General features: G+C 65.9%; 20 protein-coding genes and 1 tRNA gene. 16 read left to right on the forward strand and 5 right to left on the reverse strand.

Annotation, left to right across the window (positions count from 1 at the left end; translation table 11 throughout):
- The first annotated feature begins 104 nt into the window (after positions 1–104).
- Both AC0KUR_RS31580 and cysE read left to right on the forward strand, forming a co-directional pair.
- A complete protein-coding gene (locus AC0KUR_RS31580) occupies positions 105–929 on the forward strand; it encodes an RNA methyltransferase (protein ID WP_034188907.1) in 825 nt (274 codons plus the stop codon).
- A gap of 296 nt (positions 930–1,225) precedes the next feature.
- On the forward strand, positions 1,226–1,999 hold the full coding sequence (gene cysE / locus AC0KUR_RS31585) for a serine O-acetyltransferase (protein WP_473376856.1): 774 nt from the start codon (positions 1,226–1,228) through the stop codon (positions 1,997–1,999).
- A gap of 52 nt (positions 2,000–2,051) precedes the next feature.
- On the opposite strand, the gene AC0KUR_RS31590 is transcribed toward cysE, so the two are convergent.
- The 4 genes from AC0KUR_RS31590 to AC0KUR_RS31605 form a co-directional block, all read right to left on the reverse strand.
- Entirely contained in the window at positions 2,052–2,852 is an 801-nt protein-coding gene (locus AC0KUR_RS31590) for a UDP-2,3-diacylglucosamine diphosphatase (protein ID WP_034188905.1), read from the reverse strand.
- 23 nt (positions 2,853–2,875) lie between these two features.
- The gene (locus AC0KUR_RS31595; protein WP_006478428.1) at positions 2,876–3,367 is read right to left on the reverse strand and encodes a peptidylprolyl isomerase; all 492 of its coding nucleotides are present in this window, start codon (positions 3,365–3,367) and stop codon (positions 2,876–2,878) included.
- Positions 3,368–3,455: 88 nt separating this feature from the next.
- Entirely contained in the window at positions 3,456–4,031 is a 576-nt protein-coding gene (locus AC0KUR_RS31600; RefSeq protein ID WP_034188904.1) for a peptidylprolyl isomerase, read from the reverse strand.
- Positions 4,032–4,071: 40 nt separating this feature from the next.
- Positions 4,072–4,794 carry a tetratricopeptide repeat protein gene (locus tag AC0KUR_RS31605; protein WP_034188903.1) on the reverse strand — a complete coding sequence of 241 codons (723 nt, stop codon included), beginning with the start codon at positions 4,792–4,794 and terminating at the stop codon, positions 4,072–4,074.
- 233 nt (positions 4,795–5,027) lie between these two features.
- Between AC0KUR_RS31605 and cysS the strand changes: the two genes are divergently transcribed.
- The 13 genes from cysS to cyoD all read left to right on the forward strand — a co-directional run bounded on the left by cysS (position 5,028) and on the right by cyoD (position 19,354).
- Entirely contained in the window at positions 5,028–6,425 is a 1,398-nt protein-coding gene (cysS, locus tag AC0KUR_RS31610) for a cysteine--tRNA ligase (RefSeq protein WP_034188902.1), read from the forward strand.
- A gap of 43 nt (positions 6,426–6,468) precedes the next feature.
- Complete coding sequence (locus tag AC0KUR_RS31615; protein WP_473376857.1) at positions 6,469–7,296, forward strand: DNA-3-methyladenine glycosylase family protein; 828 nt, start codon at positions 6,469–6,471, stop codon at positions 7,294–7,296.
- A gap of 103 nt (positions 7,297–7,399) precedes the next feature.
- Positions 7,400–8,371 carry an acetyl-CoA carboxylase carboxyltransferase subunit alpha gene (locus tag AC0KUR_RS31620; protein ID WP_006478433.1) on the forward strand — a complete coding sequence of 324 codons (972 nt, stop codon included), beginning with the start codon at positions 7,400–7,402 and terminating at the stop codon, positions 8,369–8,371.
- A gap of 46 nt (positions 8,372–8,417) precedes the next feature.
- Positions 8,418–9,839, forward strand: a complete 1,422-nt coding sequence (gene tilS / locus AC0KUR_RS31625; protein ID WP_200088363.1) for a tRNA lysidine(34) synthetase TilS — start codon at positions 8,418–8,420, stop codon at positions 9,837–9,839.
- 343 nt (positions 9,840–10,182) lie between these two features.
- On the forward strand, positions 10,183–11,436 hold the full coding sequence (locus AC0KUR_RS31630; RefSeq protein WP_473376858.1) for an aspartate kinase: 1,254 nt from the start codon (positions 10,183–10,185) through the stop codon (positions 11,434–11,436).
- A gap of 110 nt (positions 11,437–11,546) precedes the next feature.
- A tRNA-Ser gene (locus AC0KUR_RS31635) sits at positions 11,547–11,640 on the forward strand.
- Positions 11,641–11,845: 205 nt separating this feature from the next.
- Positions 11,846–13,234 carry a glycosyltransferase family protein gene (locus tag AC0KUR_RS31640; RefSeq protein WP_034188898.1) on the forward strand — a complete coding sequence of 463 codons (1,389 nt, stop codon included), beginning with the start codon at positions 11,846–11,848 and terminating at the stop codon, positions 13,232–13,234.
- Positions 13,235–13,716: 482 nt separating this feature from the next.
- Entirely contained in the window at positions 13,717–15,246 is a 1,530-nt protein-coding gene (locus AC0KUR_RS31645; RefSeq protein ID WP_473376859.1) for a complex I subunit 4 family protein, read from the forward strand.
- Positions 15,247–15,349: 103 nt separating this feature from the next.
- Positions 15,350–15,589, forward strand: a complete 240-nt coding sequence (locus AC0KUR_RS31650) for a hypothetical protein (protein ID WP_167361858.1) — start codon at positions 15,350–15,352, stop codon at positions 15,587–15,589.
- On the forward strand, positions 15,516–16,403 hold the full coding sequence (gene cyoA / locus AC0KUR_RS31655; protein ID WP_034188896.1) for a ubiquinol oxidase subunit II: 888 nt from the start codon (positions 15,516–15,518) through the stop codon (positions 16,401–16,403). Before AC0KUR_RS31650 ends, cyoA begins: the two co-directional genes overlap by 74 nt.
- 3 nt (positions 16,404–16,406) lie before the next feature.
- Positions 16,407–18,413, forward strand: a complete 2,007-nt coding sequence (cyoB, locus tag AC0KUR_RS31660) for a cytochrome o ubiquinol oxidase subunit I (protein ID WP_034188895.1) — start codon at positions 16,407–16,409, stop codon at positions 18,411–18,413.
- Positions 18,413–19,021: a cytochrome o ubiquinol oxidase subunit III gene (gene cyoC / locus AC0KUR_RS31665; protein WP_034188894.1), complete on the forward strand. Its 609-nt coding sequence runs from the start codon at positions 18,413–18,415 to the stop codon at positions 19,019–19,021. The genes cyoB and cyoC overlap by 1 nt, the downstream gene beginning before the upstream one ends.
- The gene (gene cyoD / locus AC0KUR_RS31670) at positions 19,022–19,354 is read left to right on the forward strand and encodes a cytochrome o ubiquinol oxidase subunit IV (RefSeq protein ID WP_011352504.1); all 333 of its coding nucleotides are present in this window, start codon (positions 19,022–19,024) and stop codon (positions 19,352–19,354) included. It begins immediately after the preceding gene.
- Between the two features lie 113 nt (positions 19,355–19,467).
- Here cyoD and AC0KUR_RS31675 read toward each other — a convergent pair whose 3' ends face one another.
- Complete coding sequence (locus AC0KUR_RS31675; RefSeq protein WP_034188893.1) at positions 19,468–19,767, reverse strand: DUF4148 domain-containing protein; 300 nt, start codon at positions 19,765–19,767, stop codon at positions 19,468–19,470.
- A gap of 218 nt (positions 19,768–19,985) precedes the next feature.
- Between AC0KUR_RS31675 and AC0KUR_RS31680 the strand changes: the two genes are divergently transcribed.
- Positions 19,986–20,660: a response regulator transcription factor gene (locus AC0KUR_RS31680; protein WP_034188892.1), complete on the forward strand. Its 675-nt coding sequence runs from the start codon at positions 19,986–19,988 to the stop codon at positions 20,658–20,660.
- Positions 20,661–20,671: the final 11 nt, after the last annotated feature.

Genomic DNA, 20,671 nt, shown 5'->3' on the forward strand with positions numbered 1-20,671 from the left:
GCGACCGGGATACGGGGAAACCCCCACTGTCCGTCCGGACGAGTGGGTTTGCCGCGGCGATGGCGATACCATACTGCCATTCTGATGAACCGAGTCGTATCGTAGTGGAAACCCCGCAGAACACCGCCGCGCCGGCCGAGCCGGGCGCGGCCTCGTCTCCGCCGCCGTCCGGCGGCTTCACGTCCACCCGCTTCGTGCTCGTCGAGCCGAGCCATCCCGGCAATGTTGGGGCGGCCGCCCGTGCGCTGAAGACGATGGGCTTCTCGCGTCTCGTGCTGGTCGCGCCGCGCGTGCCGCACGTGCAGAGCGACCCCGAGGCGATCGCGATGGCCAGCGGCGCGGACGACGTCCTCGCGTCCGCGCATGTCGTGCCGACGCTCGGCGACGCGCTGTCGGGCGTCCACTGGTCGATCGCGCTGACCGCGCGCACGCGCGAATACGGGCCGCCGCGCCTTGCGCCGCGCGCGGCCGCCACGCAGGCGTGTGCGCAGGTCGGCACGGGCGACATCGCGCTCGTGTTCGGCAACGAGCGCACGGGCCTGGCCAATGAGCATGTCGAGCAGTGCAGCGCGCTCGCGCATATTCCGGCGAACCCGGCCTACAGCTCGCTGAACCTCGCGCAGGCCGTGCAGGTGCTCGCGTACGAGCTGCGCGTCGCGTTTCTCGAACAGGCGAGCGAGCCGTCGGCGCAACCGTCGGCCGAAGCCGGCACGCTCGCGCAGAGCGACGAGATCGAGCGGATGTACGTCCACCTCGAGCACGCGCTGATCGCGCTCGATTTCCTCGATCCGCGCAATCCGAAGAAGCTGATGCCGCGGTTGCGGCGCCTGTTCGCGCGCACGGGCCTCGAGCGCGAGGAGGTCAACATCCTGCGCGGCGTCGCGAAGCACATCCTGCTGAAGTCGGGCAAGCCCGACGGCGACGCGTAAGCGGCCGGCGCACCGGTTGCCGGTCGTTCGGTCGCCGCCCGGGTATCGCGTCGGGCCGTGCGTCGGTCGACCGGCGGCGCCGGGTCCGGTCCATTCCATCCGGCCGATCCTCCCCGCAAGCCCGTTCCAGCAAGCCTGTCGTTCGAATACCCGCGCCGGCGGCGGGGTGAACGCGCGACCGCGTGCGGCCATGCGCGACTGGCCCTACAATCGCCGGACGTCATAAGCAAATTACCCGGTGCGATAACGGCCGGGCATTGCCGGCGATGCCCGCCGGCCTTTTCCCAGACCACATCATGTTCACGAGACTGCGCGAAGACGTTGCCACGATTCGCGAGCGGGATCCCGCCGCTCGCAGTGCATGGGAAGTGCTGACCTGTTATCCGGGGCTGCATGCGCTCGTGCTGCATCGTTTCGCGCACGCCTGCTGGCGCGCGAAGCGCTACTGGCTCGCGCGTTTCGCGTCGCAGGCCGGGCGGTTCCTGACGGGGATCGAGATCCACCCCGGCGCGACGATCGGCCGGCGGGTGTTCATCGACCACGGCATGGGCGTCGTGATCGGCGAGACGGCGATCATCGGCGACGACTGCACGATCTATCAGGGCGTGACGCTGGGCGGCACGTCGCTCACGCGCGGCGCGAAGCGCCACCCCACACTCGAAGCCGGCGTGATCGTCGGCGCGGGCGCGAAGGTGCTCGGCGGTTTCACGGTCGGGGCGGGGGCGAAGATCGGCTCGAACGCGGTCGTCGTGAAGCCGGTGCCGGCAGGCGGCACGGCGGTCGGCAATCCGGCGCGCATCGTGATGCCGGCGCAGCCGAAGCCGCAGCCCGAGCGTGCGTCATTCTGCGCCTACGGGATCACGCCGAACGCCGACGATCCGATGTCGCTCGCGATCCACGGCCTGATCGATCACGCGGCGAAGGAAAGCCGTCGTGTCGACGAGATCGTCGCGGCGCTCGAGCAGCTCGGCACGCATCTGGAAACGCTGCAGGGCGCCGATGCGGCGCGCCTCGATCTGCGCCGGCTGTCGGCGGTGCTGGAAGGCAAGACGGTCGAGCGCCAGATGTAATCCACGCGGCGGGCGCCGACGGCGGCCGGTCAATGCAACGGCAGCGGCGGCGTCACTCGAGCGGCATGGCGTGGATGCCTTCCGCATCGACGCGCAGGTAGCCGCCACGCGGCGTGCCGTGATCGAGATCCCAGTCGGGCAGCACCCAGCGGATGCCACCGGGTTCCAGATGGCGCGCGGGGCGGTGCGTGTGGCCGTGAATGATCACGCTCGCGCGGCTCTTGCGGAACAGGGCGGCCACGCCTTCGCGCGTGACGTCGTAGATGGCCGAGGCAGGGCGCATCCGGCCCGCTTCGCTGTTCGAGCGCATGCGTTGCGCGAGCGCGCGGCGCCAGCGGAACGGCCACGCGAGAAACAGCCATTGCGCGACGCGGTTGCGCGCGAAGCGGCGGAACACCTGGTAGCCGCGGTCGGCCGTGCATTGCGCGTCGCCGTGCGCGAGCACGATACGCTGGCCGAACGCCATGATCAGCGACGGGTCGGGCAGCAGCATCGCGCCGGCTGCCTTCATGAAGCGCCGGCCGAGCAGGAAATCGCGATTGCCGTGCATCACGTAGAGCGCGATCCCGCGCTCGGAGAACGTGTGCATCAGCGCGGCCATGCGGGCCGCGAACGGGTCGTCGTCGAGGAGGTCGTCGCCGATCCAGTATTCGAATAGATCGCCGAGGATGAACACCGAGTCGGCGCTGTCGGCGGTGTACTTCACGAAATGCTCGAACGCGGCGACCGTCTTCGGAATCGCTTCGCTCAGATGCAGATCGGACAGAAACAGGAACGGGCGTGCGGCTTGCGCGTACTGGCGTTCGCCAGGCACGCCCGCGGAGACGCTTCGCGGCGGACTCTCCTGCAACATCGAAGTGTCTCCGTAACCGTGCGTCAGACCACGACGGCCTTTTCGATCACGACGTCGTCGGTCGGCACGTCCTGGTGGAAACCAGCGTTGCCCGTCTTGACGCCCTTGATCTTGTCGACCACGTCCTGGCCTTCGACGACCTTGCCGAACACCGCGTAGCCCCAGCCCTGCGGCGTCGGCGACGAGTGGTTCAGGAAGTCGTTGTCGTTCACGTTGATGAAGAACTGGGCGGTCGCCGAGTGCGGATCGTTCGTGCGCGCCATCGCGACCGTGTAGTTGTCGTTCTTCAGGCCGTTGTTCGCCTCGTTGTCGATCGGCGCGTCGGTCGGCTTCTGCTTCAGGCCCGGCTCGAAGCCGCCGCCCTGGATCATGAAGCCGTTGATCACGCGATGGAACACGGTGCCGTCGTAGTGACCCTTCTTCACGTAGTTCAGGAAGTTCTCGACCGTCTTCGGTGCCTTCGCGGCGTCGAGTTCGAGCTTGATCACGCCGTGGTTCGTATGCAGTTCAACCATGATGAATTCCTTCGGTGAGGCGGTTTAAATGGCACGCGGCCGGTCGTGCGACGCGGCCGCGTGAGTCGCCGGACGTGCCGGCAGGTTCTTACTTCGAGACGATGCTGGCCGATTCGATCACGACCGGTTGCGCCGGCACGTCCTGCATCGGGCCGCGCGAGGTCGTCGCCACGCCTTCGATCTTCTTCACGACGTCGAGACCCGACACGACCTTGCCGAACACCGCGTAGCCGTTGCCGTCCGGGTTCGGGTAGTCGAGGCCGCTGTTGTCGACCGTGTTGATGAAGAACTGCGCGGTGGCCGAATTCGGATCGCTCGTGCGGGCCATCGCGATCGTGCCCGTCAGGTTCTTCAGACCATTGCGGCTCTCCAGCGGGATCGGCGCGCGGGTCGGCTTCTCCTCGAAGTTGGTCTTGTAGCCGCCGCCCTGGATCATGAAGCCCTTGATCACGCGATGGAAGATCGTGCCGTTGTACTGGCCGGCCTTCACGTAATCGAGGAAGTTGGCGACCGACTTCGGCGCCTTCTCCGGGTAGAGCTCGACACGGATGTCGCCCTGCGAGGTCTTCAGCTGCACGACGGGGTGCGCGGTGGCCGATTGCGCGAACGCGGGTGCGGTCGCGAGAAGGGCGGCGCCGCCAAGCGCCAGCAACAGACGTTTCATTGCGATCCTCAGGTTGGGAGGGGAAAGAAGGCCGCGCCGCTTATTGCGACGGCGCGACGTACGGCGCCGCCAGCGCGCCCGACGGACCGTTGAACTGGAACGTCGGCGACATCGGCAGCGTGGTGGTGCTCACGTTCGCGGCGGCGCGGTCGGTGTAGTCGCGCGTGGCCGGCGTCACCGCGCGCGCATTCGGCGCGGCTTTCGGCGGCGACACGATCTTCTGGAGATCGGCGAGGCGCTGCGCGGTCGCGCCGCTCGTGCGGCCGAGCGACTGCGCGCGCTTGTACGACTCGGCCGCGAGGCGCAGGTAGAGATCGCCGAGGTTCTCGTATGCGAGCGAATAGCTCGGGTTCGATTGCGTCGCGGTGACGAGCGCGGTGCGCGCTTCGTCGTAGCGGCCATGCTTCGCGTAAAGCGCCGCGAGATTGTTGTACGGCTCGGGCAGTTCCGGGTACGCCTGCGTGATCGCGACGAACTGCTGGATCGCGTCGTCGTCGCGGTTCAGGCGGGCCAGCACGGTGCCGCGCTTGAACTGCGCCTGCACGTCGTGCGGGTTCGACGCGATGCGCGCGTCGAGTTGCGCGAGCGCCTGCTTCCACTGCTTGCCGGCGATGGACGAGTCGATTTCGGGGGTGCCGTCGGCGACGGCCGGGGCTTTCTGCGCATGCGCCGCGGGGGCCGCGAAAAGCGTCAGCACGACGCCCATGACGGTGGTCGCAACGAGGGTCGCAGCGCTCGGCGCGCGGCCGCGATGAGGTTTCATAGGCGTAAATCGGAATGTTATACTCCGAGCCATTCTAACAAAACGTCTGCGCGTTCCGGCGAGCCGCAGACAGTCTTTCTTAGCCTCTCGTGGCCGTCACCGCTGTGCTTGCAGCCTGACCGCCCCATGTGATACGAGGACGCTCGGCCCGGTGCCGCAGCAGATGGTCCGTCCGTGTCGCATGCTGGGCGAGCTTCGCCAGGGCGGTTTCCTTCGGCTCACGGTTCATCTCTATGGAATCACTGCGCATCTACAACACGCTCGCGCGTGACAAGCAAGTCTTCGTGCCGCGCCAGTCCGGCGAAGTGCGGATGTACGTATGCGGGATCACCGTCTACGACTATTGTCACGTGGGCCACGCGCGCATGCTGGTCGTGTTCGACCTCGTCCAGCGCTGGCTGCGTGCGATCGGCTATCGGGTCACGTACGTGCGCAACATCACCGACATCGAGGACAAGATCATCCGCCGCGCGGTCGAGAACGGCGAGACGATCAAGTCGCTGACCGACCGGTTCATCAACGCGATGCACGAGGACGAAGCCGCGCTCGGTATCCAGCGGCCCGACCTCGAGCCGCGCGCGACGCAGTTCATCCCGCAGATGCTCGGCATGATCGAGACGCTCGAGGCGAACGGCTACGCGTACCAGGCGACCGACGGCGACGTCAATTACTCGGTGCGCAAGTTCGCGAACTACGGGAAGCTGTCGGGCAAGTCGCTCGACGACCTTCGCGCGGGCGAGCGCGTCGCGGCGAACGACGCGAAGCAGGATCCGCTCGACTTCGTGCTGTGGAAACGCGCGAAGGAGGACGAGCCGGAAGGCGCGTCGTGGGCGTCGAAGTACGGGATGGGCCGCCCGGGCTGGCACATCGAGTGCTCGGCGATGGGCTGCTCGCTGCTCGGCAATCACTTCGACATCCACGGCGGCGGGCAGGATCTGCAATTCCCGCACCACGAGAACGAGATCGCGCAGAGCGAAGGCGCGACCGGCGAGACGTTCGTCAACTACTGGATGCACAACGGCTTCGTGCAGGTCGACAACGAGAAGATGTCGAAATCGCTCGGCAACTTCTTCACGATCCGCGAGGTGCTCGAGCGCTACGACGCGGAAGTCATGCGCTTCTTCATCGTGCGCACGCACTACCGGTCGCCGCTCAATTACAGCGACGTGCATCTCGACGACGCGCGCGCATCGCTCACGCGCCTGTATACGGCGTTGAAGGACGTCGAGGCCGACACGCTCGCGCTCGACTGGAACGAGCCGCATGCGCAGCGTTTCGCGGCCGCGATGAACGACGACTTCAACACGCCGGTCGCGGTGGCGACGCTGTTCGAGCTCGCCGGCGAAGTGAATCGCACGCGCGACGCGTCGCTCGCGCGGCAGCTGAAACAGCTGGCGGGCTTGCTCGGCCTGCTGGGCCGCGAACCGCGCGCATTCCTGCAGCAGGCGTCCGGCGCCGCGCAGGCGGGCGCGCTCGCAGCCGACGAGATCGAAGCGAAGATCGCCGCGCGCGTCGCGGCGAAGCAAGCGAAGGACTATGCCGAAGCGGACCGGATCCGGGCGCAGCTGCTCGAAGCCGGCATCGCACTTGAAGACAAACCGGGCGGATCGACCGAATGGCGTCGCGTATGAGCGCGGCGCGTTCCACTGACCGATCCGTCAGGTAGGAGGCAAGATGGCAACGGCTAGAAAAGCGCCGGTCAGGCGCGCGACCGCGGTCGCCGCACGTCCGGCAGCCAGGCGCGTGCCGGCGGCGAAGGCGGACGCGACGCGCGCCGTGCCGAACGGTGCGCTGAACGGTCACGCGCAGCCGGCGGCTGCGCAGCCGGCCGCCGACGCGGCCCGCAAGACGCGTGCGCCCGAAGCGGGCAGCGAGGAGGTCGTCGTGCGTCCTGCTTACTGGGACAAGGCGTGCGCCGATCTCGTCAAGCGCGACCGCATCCTGAAGAAACTGATTCCGAAGTTCGGTCCCGCGCATCTCGTGAAGCGCGGCGACCCGTTCGTCACGCTCGCACGCTCGGTCGTCGGCCAGCAGATTTCGGTGCCGTCCGCGCAGTCGCTGTGGGCGCGCATCGAGGACGCGTGTCCGAAGCTCGCGCCGCAGCCGGTGATACGGCTCGGTGCGGACAAGCTGATCGCATGCGGGCTGTCGAAACGCAAGACGGAATACATCCTGGATCTGGCGCAGCATTTCGTCTCGGGCGCGTTGCACGTCGACAAATGGACGTCGATGGACGACGAGGACGTGATCGCGGAACTCACGCAGATCCGCGGCATCAGCCGCTGGACGGCCGAGATGTTCCTGATCTTCAACCTGTCGCGGCCGGACGTGCTGCCGCTCGACGACCCGGGCCTGATCCGCGCGATCAGCGTCAATTACTTCAGCGGGGAACCCGTCACACGCAGCGAGGCGCGTGAAGTCGCCGCCAACTGGGAGCCGTGGCGCACCGTCGCGACCTGGTACATGTGGCGCAGCCTCGATGCGCCCGACGCCGACGCCTGAGCGTCGACTATCGGGTTTTGAATGTCAATAGTTGAGAGCCGGTTTTGAGCGTCGCCCGCGCGGGTAGAATACGCGCTGCCGCAAGACCCAAGGATTCGAACACATGAAGACCACGTTTCTGGATTTCGAACAGCCGATCGCCGAACTCGAGGCCAAGATCGAAGAGCTGCGATTCGTGCAGGACGACTCGGCTGTCGATATTTCGGAAGAAATCGAGCGGCTGTCGAAGAAAAGCCAGCAACTGACGAAAGACCTCTACGCGAACCTGTCGCCGTGGCAGGTGTCGCAGATCGCGCGGCATCCGCAGCGTCCGTACACGCTCGATTACGTTGCGGAACTGTTTACCGATTTTCACGAGCTGCATGGCGACCGCGCATTCGCGGACGACCTGTCGATCGTCGGCGGTCTCGCGCGCTTCGGCGGTCATCCGTGCATGGTGATCGGTCACCAGAAAGGCCGCGACACGAAGGAGCGCGCCGCGCGCAATTTCGGGATGCCGCGTCCGGAAGGCTATCGCAAGGCCGAACGCCTGATGCGTCTCGCCGAGAAGTTCGGGCTGCCGATCTTCACGTTCGTCGACACGCCGGGCGCGTACCCGGGCATCGGCGCGGAAGAGCGTGGCCAGTCGGAGGCGATCGGCCGCAACCTGTACGTGATGGCCGAGCTGAAGACGCCGATCATCACGACCGTGATCGGCGAGGGCGGTTCGGGCGGCGCGCTCGCGATCGCCGTGGCCGATACCGTGATGATGCTGCAGTTCTCGACCTATTCGGTGATCTCGCCGGAAGGTTGCGCGTCGATCCTGTGGAAGAGCGCCGCGAAGGCGCCGGAAGCCGCGGAAGCGCTGGGCCTGACCGCGCACCGCCTGAAGGCGCTCGGCCTGATCGACAAGATCATCAACGAGCCGCTCGGTGGCGCGCATCGCGACCCGAAGGGCATGGCCGCACTGCTGCGCCGCGCGCTCGCCGATTCGCTGCGCCAGTTCCAGGGCATGAGCATCGATGCGCTGCGCGAGCGCCGTTTCGAGCGCCTGATGGCCTACGGCAAGTTCAAGGAAACCACGCCGGGCGCATGACCGGCTGCGTATTCGATTCGCGCGCCGCTGCGCGCGCGTTCCTCTCGTGATCCCACCGACCGAATTCTCCGCCGACCGCGCCGTCCTCGACGCGGTCGGCGTTGCGCTTTCCGGCATGCCGGCCGATGCGCGCATCGCGATCGCCTTCAGCGGCGGCCTAGACTCGACGGTGCTGCTCGATGCGGCCGTGCGCGTCGCGGGCGCGTCGCGTTGCGTCGCGCTGCATGTGCATCACGGCCTGAGCGCGAACGCCGATGCATGGGTTGCACATGCCGAAGCGGAAGCCGCGCGGCTCGGCGTCGCGTTCGAATCGATGCGCGTCGACGTGCCGCGCGACAGCGGCCTCGGTATCGAGGCCACGGCACGCGAGCGTCGTTACGCGGCGCTCGACGCGATGTGCGAGCGCCATGGCGCGGCCACGCTGTGGCTCGCGCAACATGCGGACGATCAGGCGGAGACGGTGCTGCTGCAGCTGTTGCGCGGCGCGGGCATCGCCGGGCTCGCCGCGATGGCGCCGCGCTATCGCCCCGACGGCGTGAGCGTCGAACGGGTGCGCCCGTTGCTGCGATTGTTGCGCGCGCAACTTGAGCGCTACGCGGAGCAGCATGCGCTCGCATGGATCGACGACGAATCGAACGGCGACACGCGTTATGCGCGCAATGCGTTGCGCATCGACGTGCTGCCGGCGCTGGCCGTGCATTTCCCGGGCTTTCGCGATGCGCTCGGCCGCGCGGCGCAGCATGCGGCCGCCGCGCAGAAGCTGCTCGACGATCTGGCCGAACTGGATTTCGCCGCCGTTGCGCGCGACGACGGGCATGCGCTGTCGCGCGACGCGCTGGTCGCGTTCGACGACACGCGCGGCGCGAACCTGCTGCGCTTCTGGATGCGCCGGCTCGGCTTGCCGGGCGCGTCGGCCGCGCGGCTCGCCAACATGATGCGGCAGCTGCGCGCCGCGCATGACGCGCACGCGCTGCGTGTCGATCACGCAGGGCAGTGCCTGCGGCTCTATCGCGATACCGTTTACTGGGAAGCGGGCGACAGCAGCGAACCGGCCGATGACGGCACGGGCACGCCGCACCCGGAAGCAGCGCTCGCGTGGGATGGGCAGGAGGTCTGGCACGTGCCGGGCTGGCGCGGCACGTTCGTGTTCGCGCCGGCCGACGCGGCGAGCGCCGGCGCGGTGCCGGAGGCGCTGCTGCGCGGCGCCAGGCTCACGGTACGCGCCCGCGCCGGCGGCGAGCGGATGCGCATGTCGCCGGGCGGCCCGGGCCGCACGCTGAAGAACCTGTTCCAGGAGCGCGGCGTGCCGGCCTGGCAGCGCGACGTGCCGCTTCTGTTCGCGGGCGACCGGCTGCTCTACGTGCCGCGGCTTGGCCTCGATCGCGATATCGGCCTGTCCGGGAGCAAGGCGGCCGGCAACGGCGACTGGCGCCGGATCGAATGGCGCCCCGACCTGCTGATCGCGTAGTGGCCGGCACGCGTCCGTCGGCGCGATGGCGCGCCCATTTTCACCATTTGGTAAACAGCGCCTGAACGGCTCCCAGCACGGCGGGCGGCTTGTCAAGCGGGCTTCTATCGGGTACGCTCGGTCGTTTGCTCGGCTCGATTTTTGAGCGTTTTGTGCAGGTTTTCCGCGTGACGTACCCGGTTTGCGCGGCCTGATCGGCCTTCCGGGCAAAATCCGTCACGCTTGCGTGTTGCGTCCCAGCCGTCCCCCTTGTCGTCCGTCCACAGCCACAAGCCGCGTGACCGAACGGCTACGCGGCCTGCCCAGCGCGCCCGTGCGGTTTCTCCTCCAGTTCAGAACGACAATGGCACTCATCGTACACAAATACGGCGGCACTTCGATGGGCTCGGTCGAGCGCATCAAGAACGTCGCGAAACGCGTCGCAAAATGGCATCAGGCCGGGCACCAGATGGTGGTCGTGCCTTCGGCGATGTCCGGCGAAACCAACCGTCTGCTCGGTCTTGCGAAAGAGATTTCGAGCCAGCCGAGCCCGCGTGAGCTCGACATGATCGCGTCGACCGGCGAGCAGGTCAGCGTCGGCCTGCTGTCGATCGCGCTGCAGGAAATCGGCGTCGAGGCCGTGAGCTACGCCGGCTGGCAAGTACCGATCAAGACCGACAGCGCGTTCACGAAAGCGCGCATCCACTCGATCGACGACGAGCGCGTGAAGGTCGATCTGAACGCCGGCAAGGTCGTGATCATCACGGGCTTCCAGGGCGTCGATCCGGACGGCCACATCACGACGCTGGGCCGGGGCGGCTCCGATACGTCGGCGGTGGCGGTCGCGGCCGCGCTGGATGCCGAAGAGTGCCTGATCTACACGGACGTCGACGGCGTCTACACGACCGACCCGCGCGTCGTCGAAGAGGCGCGCCGCCTCGATCGCGTGACGTTCGAAGAGATGCTGGAAATGGCCAGCCTCGGCTCGAAGGTCCTGCAGATCCGCTCGGTCGAATTCGCCGGCAAATACCAGGTGAAGACGCGTGTGCTGTCGAGCCTGACCGATCCGCTGATTGCGCTCGACGAAGAAATGCGCTCGGGCACCCTGATTACTTTTGAAGAAGACGAGACCATGGAAAAGGCAGTCATTTCCGGCATCGCGTTCCAGCGCGACGAAGCACGCATTGCTGTGATGGGCGTGCCCGACAAGCCGGGCATCGCATATCAGATCCTCGGCCCGGTCGCCGACGCGAACGTCGACGTCGACATGATCATCCAGAACCAGAGCGTCGAAGGCAAAACCGACTTCACGTTCACGGTCGGCCGCGGCGACTACCAGAAGGCGATGGACATCCTCACCAACCAGGTGCAGGGCCATGTCAGCGCCGAGCGCGTGCAGGGCGACCCGAAGGTGTCGAAGGTGTCGGTCGTCGGCGTCGGCATGCGTTCGCACGTGGGTGTCGCGAGCAAGATGTTCCGCACGCTGTCGGAAGAGGGCATCAACATCCAGATGATCTCGACGTCCGAAATCAAGATTTCGGTGCTGATCGACGAGAAATACATGGAGCTGGCCGTCCGCGCGCTGCACAAGGCATTCGAACTCGACCAGGCGTCGTGAATTTTTCGTGATGCATTGAAGAAAATGCATCACCGAAATTGACGCACGGTTCGAAACCCTATAATATCTCGTTCTCGTCGCACTGCCTCCCTGGTGCGAGCGAAAGTTTGGGAGACGTGGCCGAGAGGTCGAAGGCACTCCCCTGCTAAGGGAGCATCTGGGCCAAAACCTGGATCGAGGGTTCGAATCCCTCCGTCTCCGCCAAAAGCGGTGACAAAGCCCCGCAAGTTCTCGGACTTGCGGGGCTTTTTCTTTTTCCGGCCCGTCGTGCCGTGTCGCGCGCGACAGGTCCGATGCTGCCGGATCGCGTCCTCACGCGAACCTCGTCGCGGCCCCTCGGGCAATGAATGCTCGACTTGAGCCCCTGTCATGCGCAACATACGCGTATCGACCGGCGCAATTCAAGGTGATGCTCGTGGCAAGCCCGCATGCAGTTCTGACGTTCCGCTCTCATCGGCCTGTCGACGGACTCGTCGACAATCACGCGCGTTACGCGCAGTTGCACGGCTACCGGCATGCGATCGTCGACGGCACGCACGTGTACGGCGAGCGCCAGCAGATCCTGCACAAGTACCACGCGCTCATCGCGCAGCTCGTCGCGATGGAGCCGGGCGCGTTGCTGCTCGTGCTCGATCCGTTCTCCGTCGTGTTCGATCCGCACGCGCTGCCGGACGTCGCGCACGGTTACGACGCAATCGTCACCACCCAGACGTCGAAGTCGCCGCTGCCTGCCGCGAGCGGCATGATTTTCCGCAACGTGCCCGGCGTGCGGGAGCGATTGCGCGAGCTCGCGCTCGAACTGGGCAAGTGGGCGATGCGCCTTCCGGAACGGCGTCACGCGTGCGAGGCGACGCTGCTCGCGGAGCACTTTGCGCCACTGCCGTTCGATGTACCGCTCGCGAACGGGCATTTCGCGTCGGTGCAGACGGTCTGGAGCGAGGGCATCGCGATCGATTCGATCGCCGGCGCGCGGCCGCTGGTCGCGCACCACGCGCCCGAGTGGCAGGACGTGGACGGTGGCTGGGCGCCGGCGGCCGACTACGACTTTCGCTACGTGGTCGCGCTCGTCGACGATGCCGAGCGGTACCAGCGCGGCGATTCCCCGCGCGCGCTGGACGACTGGCGCGCCGCGCAGCAGCGAACGCGCGAAGCGGAGCGGCACGTGAATCCGCACGCGCGTATTGCGTTCGTGAGCCTGCATACGCCGCATATCGCGGGCTATGGCGATCTGCACGAGGAAAACTTCGTCCGCTACTGCACGCGGCACGGTTATGCGTACCACACGTATCGCGAGGCGCCCGCGTTTCTGCCGGGCGGCATCGATGCGAACTGGGCGAAGCTGCATCTGATTCGCGAACATCTGCCGCGCCACGAATTCGTGTTCTGGGTCGATGCGGACATCCTGGCAATCGACCAGAGTCGGTCCATCGACGGCGTGATCGAGGGCCGCGACTTCCTGATCGGTACCGATCACACGGCCTGGGCGATCAATTCATGCATGATCGGCGTGCGCAACGTGGCGCCGATGCGCGCACTCGTCGAGCGCATCTGCGCGCGCATCGAGCGCTTCGACGATCGGTCGTCGGTCTACGCGAGCGGCGGCGACCAGCAGGCGATCTATGTGGAACTGCTGGAGTCCGGCATGATCGATGCGCGTCATATCGTCGACGCGACGACGCTTGCGGCGTCGCCGGTCTACGCGACGCGCGACAGCCGCTTCGTTCATTTCCCCGCGCAACACGACCACTATCGAGCGGTGACGATGCGCGTGTGGGACCGGCAAAGCCATCGGCGCTGACGGCCGGGAGCATGAAGCATGCGCGGGCTGCCGTGACGGTGGGCGGGCAGGGTGGCCATTCGCTCGGCCGATCGAAATACAAATGTAAGTATCGATGTAAGAAAAAGAGGTACGCCCGACCATCGTCCTGCCCGGCCTCGATAATTCCATTCCGGCCCCACGAAATGAACCGCCGGTGCCAAAAATGCGGCATTGCGTCGTTTTTCATGATGAGCCCCGGCGCGTAATACAAAAAATTACTCAATAAAATCAGCGTCATGCGTCGACGTGGAAAATTGAGGTTCTGCTGCGCTGCAGAAAATAATCAATCGCCTTATGCTCGTTAACCCGATCGCGTTTGAGCGGCATCAAGTTTTTCCGTGATGCCGCTTTACATTTTGCCAACGCTGGCGATTCACGAAATCTACCTGTCGATTTGATTTCGTACCTTTCGTCTCGCCTGTCCCCGATACAGTGCGCGACCTCCTCAAGGCTTTGTTGACATGCATGATTTCCCCTTCCTGAGCCTGGCCATCTGGGCTCCGATCCTGTTAGGCGCGTGCCTGCTGCGCGTCGGTTCCGACCATCACCCGCGCCGGACGCGGCTGATCGCGCTCGCGGGCGCGATCGTGGGGCTGGCGGCCGTCGTCCCGCTGGTTGCCGGCTTCGACACACATTCGGCGGCGATGCAGTTTGTCGAAAGCCGCGACTGGCTGGCGGCGTTCAATTCCGGATGGCGTGTCGGCATCGACGGCGCGTCGCTGTGGCTCGTCGTGCTGACCGCCTTCACGACGCTCGTGGTGGTGATCGCGTCGTGGGAGTCGGTCACGGTGCGCGTCGCGCAGTACTACGCGTCGTTCCTGATCCTGTCGGGGCTGATGGTCGGCGTGTTCGTCGCGCAGGACGGGCTGCTGTTCTTCATCTTCTTCGAGGCGACGCTGATCCCGCTGTACCTGCTGATCGGCACGTGGGGGCGCGAGCGCCGCGTCTATGCGGCCGTGAAGTTCTTCTTCATCTCGTTCGCCGGCTCGCTGCTGCTGTTGATGGCGATGCTGTACCTGTATGCGCAGTCGCATACGTTCGACATGGCCGCGTGGCGCACGCTGCAACTCGGCTTCGCGCCGCAGTTGCTGGTGTTCCTCGGCTTCTTCGCGGCGTTCGCGGTGAAGGTGCCGATGTGGCCGGTCCATACGTGGCTGAGCGACGTCTATACCGACGGCCCGACCGGTGCCGCGCTGATGCTCGCGATGCTCAAGCTCGGCGGCTACGGGTTCCTGCGCTTCGCGCTGCCGGTCACGCCCGATGCGAGCCACTTCTTCGCACCGGCCGTGATCGCGCTGTCGCTGTTCGCGATCGTCTATGCGAGCCTGATCGCGCTCGCGCAGACCGATCTCGGCAAGCTGCTCGCGTATTCGACCGTTGCACACATGGGCATCGTCACGCTCGGGCTGTTCCTGTTCAACCGGATCGGCGTCGAAGGCGCGATCGTGCAGCTCGTGTCGTACGGCTTCGTCGCCGGCGCGATGCTGCTGTGCGTGAACGTGCTCGTCGATCGCACGAAGCAGCGCGAGATCGCCGCGTACGGCGGCGTGGCGGGCGTGATGCCGCGTTTCGCGACCTTCACGCTGCTGTTCGCGATGGCCAACGTCGGCCTGCCGGGCACGTCGGGTTTCGTCGGCGAGTTCATGGTCATCATGGGGGCGATCCGCTTCAACTTCTGGATCGGCGCGATCGCGGCGCTCACGCTGATCCTCAGCGCGTCGTACACGCTGTGGATGCTCAAGCGCGTGGTGTTCGGCAAGGTCGCGAGCCAGCGGATCGCGAAGCTCGCCGACCTGAACCGTCGCGAGATCGTGATGTTCGCGTCGCTCGCGCTGATCGTGCTGGCGATCGGCATCGATCCGAAGCCGTTTACCGACGCGATCGATCCGACCGTCGGCAAGCTGATCCAGGAAGCGAGCCACTCGAAGGTGCCGGCAGGGGACGGCCCCGTGCCGGCGCTGCCGTCGTACATGGCGTCGACGCACGACTGAGCGCGGCGCGCGCGCCACGCAGGCCGCATCGCGTGGCGACGCGGTCGTTGCGCGCACATCGATCGAGGTCCGGCGCAGGGGCGCCGGGCCGGCTTCCGGCTGCGTGAAATTGCCCCGCGACAATGTGACTCACGGCAGATTTTGCAATGATGATTTGCCGCATCCACCGGTTTTTCATCACACCCGCGCGACGTATGATTCGGCCACTTTCGTGGATCGAATGCGCATCGGGCATACGCAAACGGATTCAATGACCCTCGGGCTGTGTGATGAAAAGAAAAGCTTCAAGAGGCTGGGCGGCGCTGATGTCGATCGGCGCGGCGTTGAGCCTGTCAGGCTGTAATTTAGATGTACTAAATCCGAAAGGTAGCGTGGGCGCCGCCGAAAAGGCGCTGATCGCGACGTCCACCTGGGCGATGCTGGTCGTCGTCGTGCCGGTGATCCTGCTCACGCTGTGGTTCGCGTGGCGTTATCGCGCATCGAACCGGAACGCGACCTATGCGCCGAACTGGTCGCATTCGACCGCGATCGAGGTCGTGATCTGGACGGTGCCGACGCTGATCATCCTGTTCCTTGGGGTGCTCACGTGGAAGACCACGCACGAGCTCGACCCGTACAAGCCGCTCGAGTCGTCGGTGAAGCCGATCGACGTCGAGGTCGTCGCGCTCGACTGGAAGTGGCTGTTCATCTATCCGGAGCTCGGCATCGCGTCGGTCAACCAGCTCGCGATTCCGGTGGGCACGCCGGTGAATTTCCGCATCACGTCGGATTCGGTGATGAACTCGTTCTTCATTCCGCAGCTCGGCGGCCAGGTCTATGCGATGGCCGGGATGCAGACGCGCCTGCACCTGATCGCCGACGAACCCGGCAACTACGCGGGCACGTCCGCCAACTTCAGCGGCCGCGGTTTCTCCGACATGAAGTTCCGCACGCTCGCGGAGCCGCGCGAACAGTTCGATGCCTGGGTGCAGAAGGTCAAGGCGTCGCCGGACCGGCTCGACGCGACCGTGTACGGCACCGTCGCGCAGCCGAGCGAGAAGGCGCCGGTGCGCTACTTCTCGTCGGTCGATCCGCGGCTCTTCCACAACATCATCGCGAAATACAACGATGGCCACGTCCTCGACCTGAAGGACGCCGCCTGCGGCACGAAGGGGTAACGCATGTTCGGCAAACTCACACTTTCGGCGATCCCGTTCGATCAGCCCATCATCATGGGGGCAGGCGCCTTCATGGGGCTGGTCGTGCTGGGCATTCTCGCCGCGCTGACGATCACCGGCCGGTGGAAATGGCTGTGGACGGAATGGCTGACCACGGTCGACCACAAGAGACTCGGCGTGATGTACATCATCGTCGCGCTGATCATGCTGCTGCGCGGCTTCGCCGACGCGATCATGATGCGCATGCAGCTCGCGCTCGCGTACAACGGGCCCGGCTACCTGCCGCCGCACCACTATGACCAGGTCTTCACGGCGCACGGCGTGATCATGATCTTCTTCATGGCGATGGTGTTCATGGTCGGCCTGATGAACCTGATCGTGCCGCTGCAGATCGGCGCGCGCGACGTCGCGTTCCCGTTCATCAACTCGCTCTCGTTCTGGATGACGGCCGTCAGCGCGATCCTGATCAACGTGTCGCTCGTGATCGGCGAATTCGCGCAGACGGGCTGGCTCGCGTACCCGCCGCTGTCGGAGCTGCAGTTCAGTCCGGGGGTAGGGGTCGACTACTACCTGTGGGCGCTGCAGATCTCGGGCGTCGGCACGCTGCTGACCGGCGTGAACTTCTTCGTGACGATCATCAAGATGCGCGCGCCCGGCATGACGCTGATGAAGATGCCGGTGTTCACGTGGACCGCGCTCTGCACGAACGTGCTGATCATGGCGTCGTTCCCGATCCTGACCGCGACGCTCGCGCTGCTCGGCCTCGACCGTTACCTCGGCATGCACTTCTTCACGAACGACGCCGGCGGCAACGCGATGCTGTACCTGAACCTGATCTGGGCGTGGGGCCATCCGGAGGTGTACATCCTGATCCTGCCGGCGTTCGGGATCTTCTCGGAAGTGATCGCGACGTTCGCGAAGAAGCCGCTGTTCGGCTACAAGACGATGGTGTACGCGACCTGCGCGATCATGGTGCTGTCGTTCCTCGTGTGGCTGCATCACTTCTTCACGATGGGCTCGGGGGCGAACGTGAACGCGTTCTTCGGGATCATGACGATGATCATCGCGATCCCGACCGGCGTGAAGGTGTTCAACTGGCTGTTCACGATGTATCGCGGCCGGATCGAATTCACGACGCCCGTGCTGTGGACGATCGGCTTCATGGTCACGTTCACGCTCGGCGGCATGACCGGTGTGATGATGGCGATTCCCGGCGCGGACTTCGTGCTGCACAACAGCCTGTTCCTGATTGCGCACTTTCACAACGTGATCATCGGCGGCGTGCTGTTCGGCTATCTCGCGGGCTTCAACTACTGGTTCCCGAAGGCGTTCGGCTTCAAGCTGAACGAGAAGCTCGGCAAGGCCGCGTTCTGGTTCTGGCAGATCGGCTTCTACGTCGCGTTCGTGCCGCTCTACGTGCTCGGCTTCATGGGCATGACGCGCCGCCTGAACCACTACGACAACCCGGCCTGGCATCCGTGGCTGCTGGTCGCCGCGTTCGGCGCCGTGTTGATCGCGATCGGCATCGCGTGCCAGCTGCTGCAACTGGTGGTCAGCATCCGCAATCGCCACCTGCCCGAGTACCGCGACACGACGGGCGATCCGTGGGGCGGCCGCACGCTGGAGTGGGCGACGTCGTCGCCGCCGGCCGACTACAACTTCGCGGTGATCCCGCAGGTGCGCACGCTCGACGCGTACGCGGACATGAAGGCGCGCGGCGAAGGGCGGCCGAACCCGGCGACGTTCCGCGACATCCACATGCCGTCGAATACCTGCGCGGGTCTCGTGATCGCGATCTTCAGCCTGGTGCTCGGCTTCGCGTTGGTGTGGCACATCTGGTGGATGGCGATCGGCGGACTCGTCGGGATCATCGCGACGCTCGTGATCTACAGCTCGCGCGATAACGACGGTTATTACATCCCCGCGTCGACGGTGCGGAAGATCGAGGACAAGCAGCCGACGACGCGCACGGCCGCGCGCGTCGACGACGTGGAACTGGAGGCCAACTGATGTTGCAGAAAACCTTGAGCGCGACCCTGCTCGAGCACGACGACCATCCGCCGTCGCATTCGGTGTTCGGTTTCTGGCTGTACCTGATGACCGACTGCGTGATCTTCGCGGCGCTGTTCGCGACGTTCGCGGTGCTGGGCCACCAGTACGCGGGCGGCCAGACCGCGAAGGAGCTGTTCGACATTCCGGGCGTCGCGGTGGAAACCGCCGCGCTGCTGCTGTCGAGCATCACGTACGGTTTCGCGATGCTCGCGGCGTACAAGCAGCGGCGCGGCGCGCTGCTCGCATGGCTCGCGGTGACGTTCGTGCTCGGCGCGGCGTTTCTCGCGATGGAACTGCGCGAGTTCTCGCACCTGATCGCGGAAGGCGCGGGCCCGCAGCGCAGCGCGTTCCTGTCGGCGTTCTTCACGCTGGTCGGCACGCACGGGCTGCATGTGACGGCCGGCCTGCTGTGGATGATCGTGCTCGCCGGGCAGATCGTGTTCCGCGGCGGCGACCTGACCGATCGCGACCTGCGGCGCCTCACGTGCCTGAGCCTGTTCTGGCACTTCCTCGACATCGTGTGGATCTGCGTGTTTTCCTTTGTCTATCTCGCGAGCGTGATCTAAATGGCCCATTCGCATTCGTCTCAACTCGAAGAAGGGCACGGCAGCGTCGGCGGCTACGTCGCCGGCTTCATCCTGTCGGTGCTGCTCACGGCCGCGTCGTTCGGCCTTGTGATGGGCGGCGTGCTGTCGCCGCATGCGTCGCTGATCGCGCTGGCCGTGCTCGCCTTCGTGCAGATCGTCGTGCACCTCGTGTACTTCCTGCACATGAACGGCTCGTCGGGCCAGCGCTGGAACGTGATGGCGTTCAGCTACACGGTGCTGACCGCGGCGATCCTGATCGTCGGCACGTTGTGGGTGATGCACAACGTCAGCATGAACATGATGTCGCGTTGAGCGGCTTCGCGGCGCGGCGGTCGATATCCATGCGCGCTCATGACGAAAAGGCGGCACTCGCGTGCCGCCTTTTTCATTTCTCCCCCGGCCGCGTTGCGCCGGGCCGTGCGCGGTCAGTGCCGCACGCCGGCGTCGGCCGTCAGCGCATGGGTGCAGTCCGCGCGGTATTCGGCGGCGAGGCGCTGCTTCGCATCGTCGAGATCGTCGGGGTAGTAGGGGCTCGCGTGAGCCGGGTTGTAGCCGACCTGTTCGAGCTCGGTCAGTTCGCGCACGAGGTCCGCATGCGTGACGTCGTGGCCCGTGTGAACGAACGGGTACGCACGACATTCCTGCGGGGTGAGGCGGGGGCCCGCGAACGCGGCGGTGCTGGCGCATGCGAGCAGCATGCAGGCGACGGTGGTCGACAGTTTCATCCGGTGGCTCCTGGTTGCGCGGCTCGATGCCGCATGACGTCAGCGTAGGCGGCCCGCACGACGAGGCGAGCGACGCACGGATGAAACATGTTTCACGCGTGCTTGTCGCGGCGCGGGATGAAGCATTTTTCATGTAACGCCGGACGGCGAGCGCGTCGCCTACGATAGTCGCGGGCGCGTCGTGTGCGCCCGTCGCGACGTTCATTGAGAGGACAATCATGCGAGTACTGACGGTCGAGGACGATGCGGTGACCGCGAACGAGATCGTCGGCGAGCTGACCGCGCGCGGGTTCGAGGTCGACTGGATCGACAACGGCCGCGAAGGGATGATGCGCGCGATGAGCGCATCGTACGACGCGATCACGCTCGACCGGATGCTGCCGGGCGCGGACGGACTCGCGATCCTGACCGCGATGCGCACGGTCGGCATCGATACGCCGGTGCTGATGCTGAGTGCGCTCGGCGATGTCGACGAGCGCATCCGCGGGCTGCGCGCGGGCGGCGACGATTACCTGACGAAGCCGTTCGATTCCGGCGAGCTGAGCGCGCGCATCGAGGTGCTGCTGCGCCGTCGGCAGGCATCGGGCGTGCCGCAGCAGACGCTGCTGAAGGTCGGCGCACTCGAGCTCGACCTCATTTCGCGCTGCGCACGGCGCGGCGGCGACGAGATTCCGCTGCTGCCGACCGAATTTCGCGTGCTCGAGTTCATGATGCGCAACGCGGGCCAGACGATCACGCGCACGATGCTGTTCGAGACCGTGTGGGGTTATCACTTCGATCCCGGCACCAATCTGATCGACGTCCACATGGGCCGGCTGCGCAAGAAGATCGATCCGCCGGGCGCGGAACCGATGATCCAGACGGTGCGCGGCTCGGGCTACATGCTCGCGTGACGGAGGCGGCG

This window comes from Burkholderia sp. YHN3-13, from assembly GCF_055810675.1.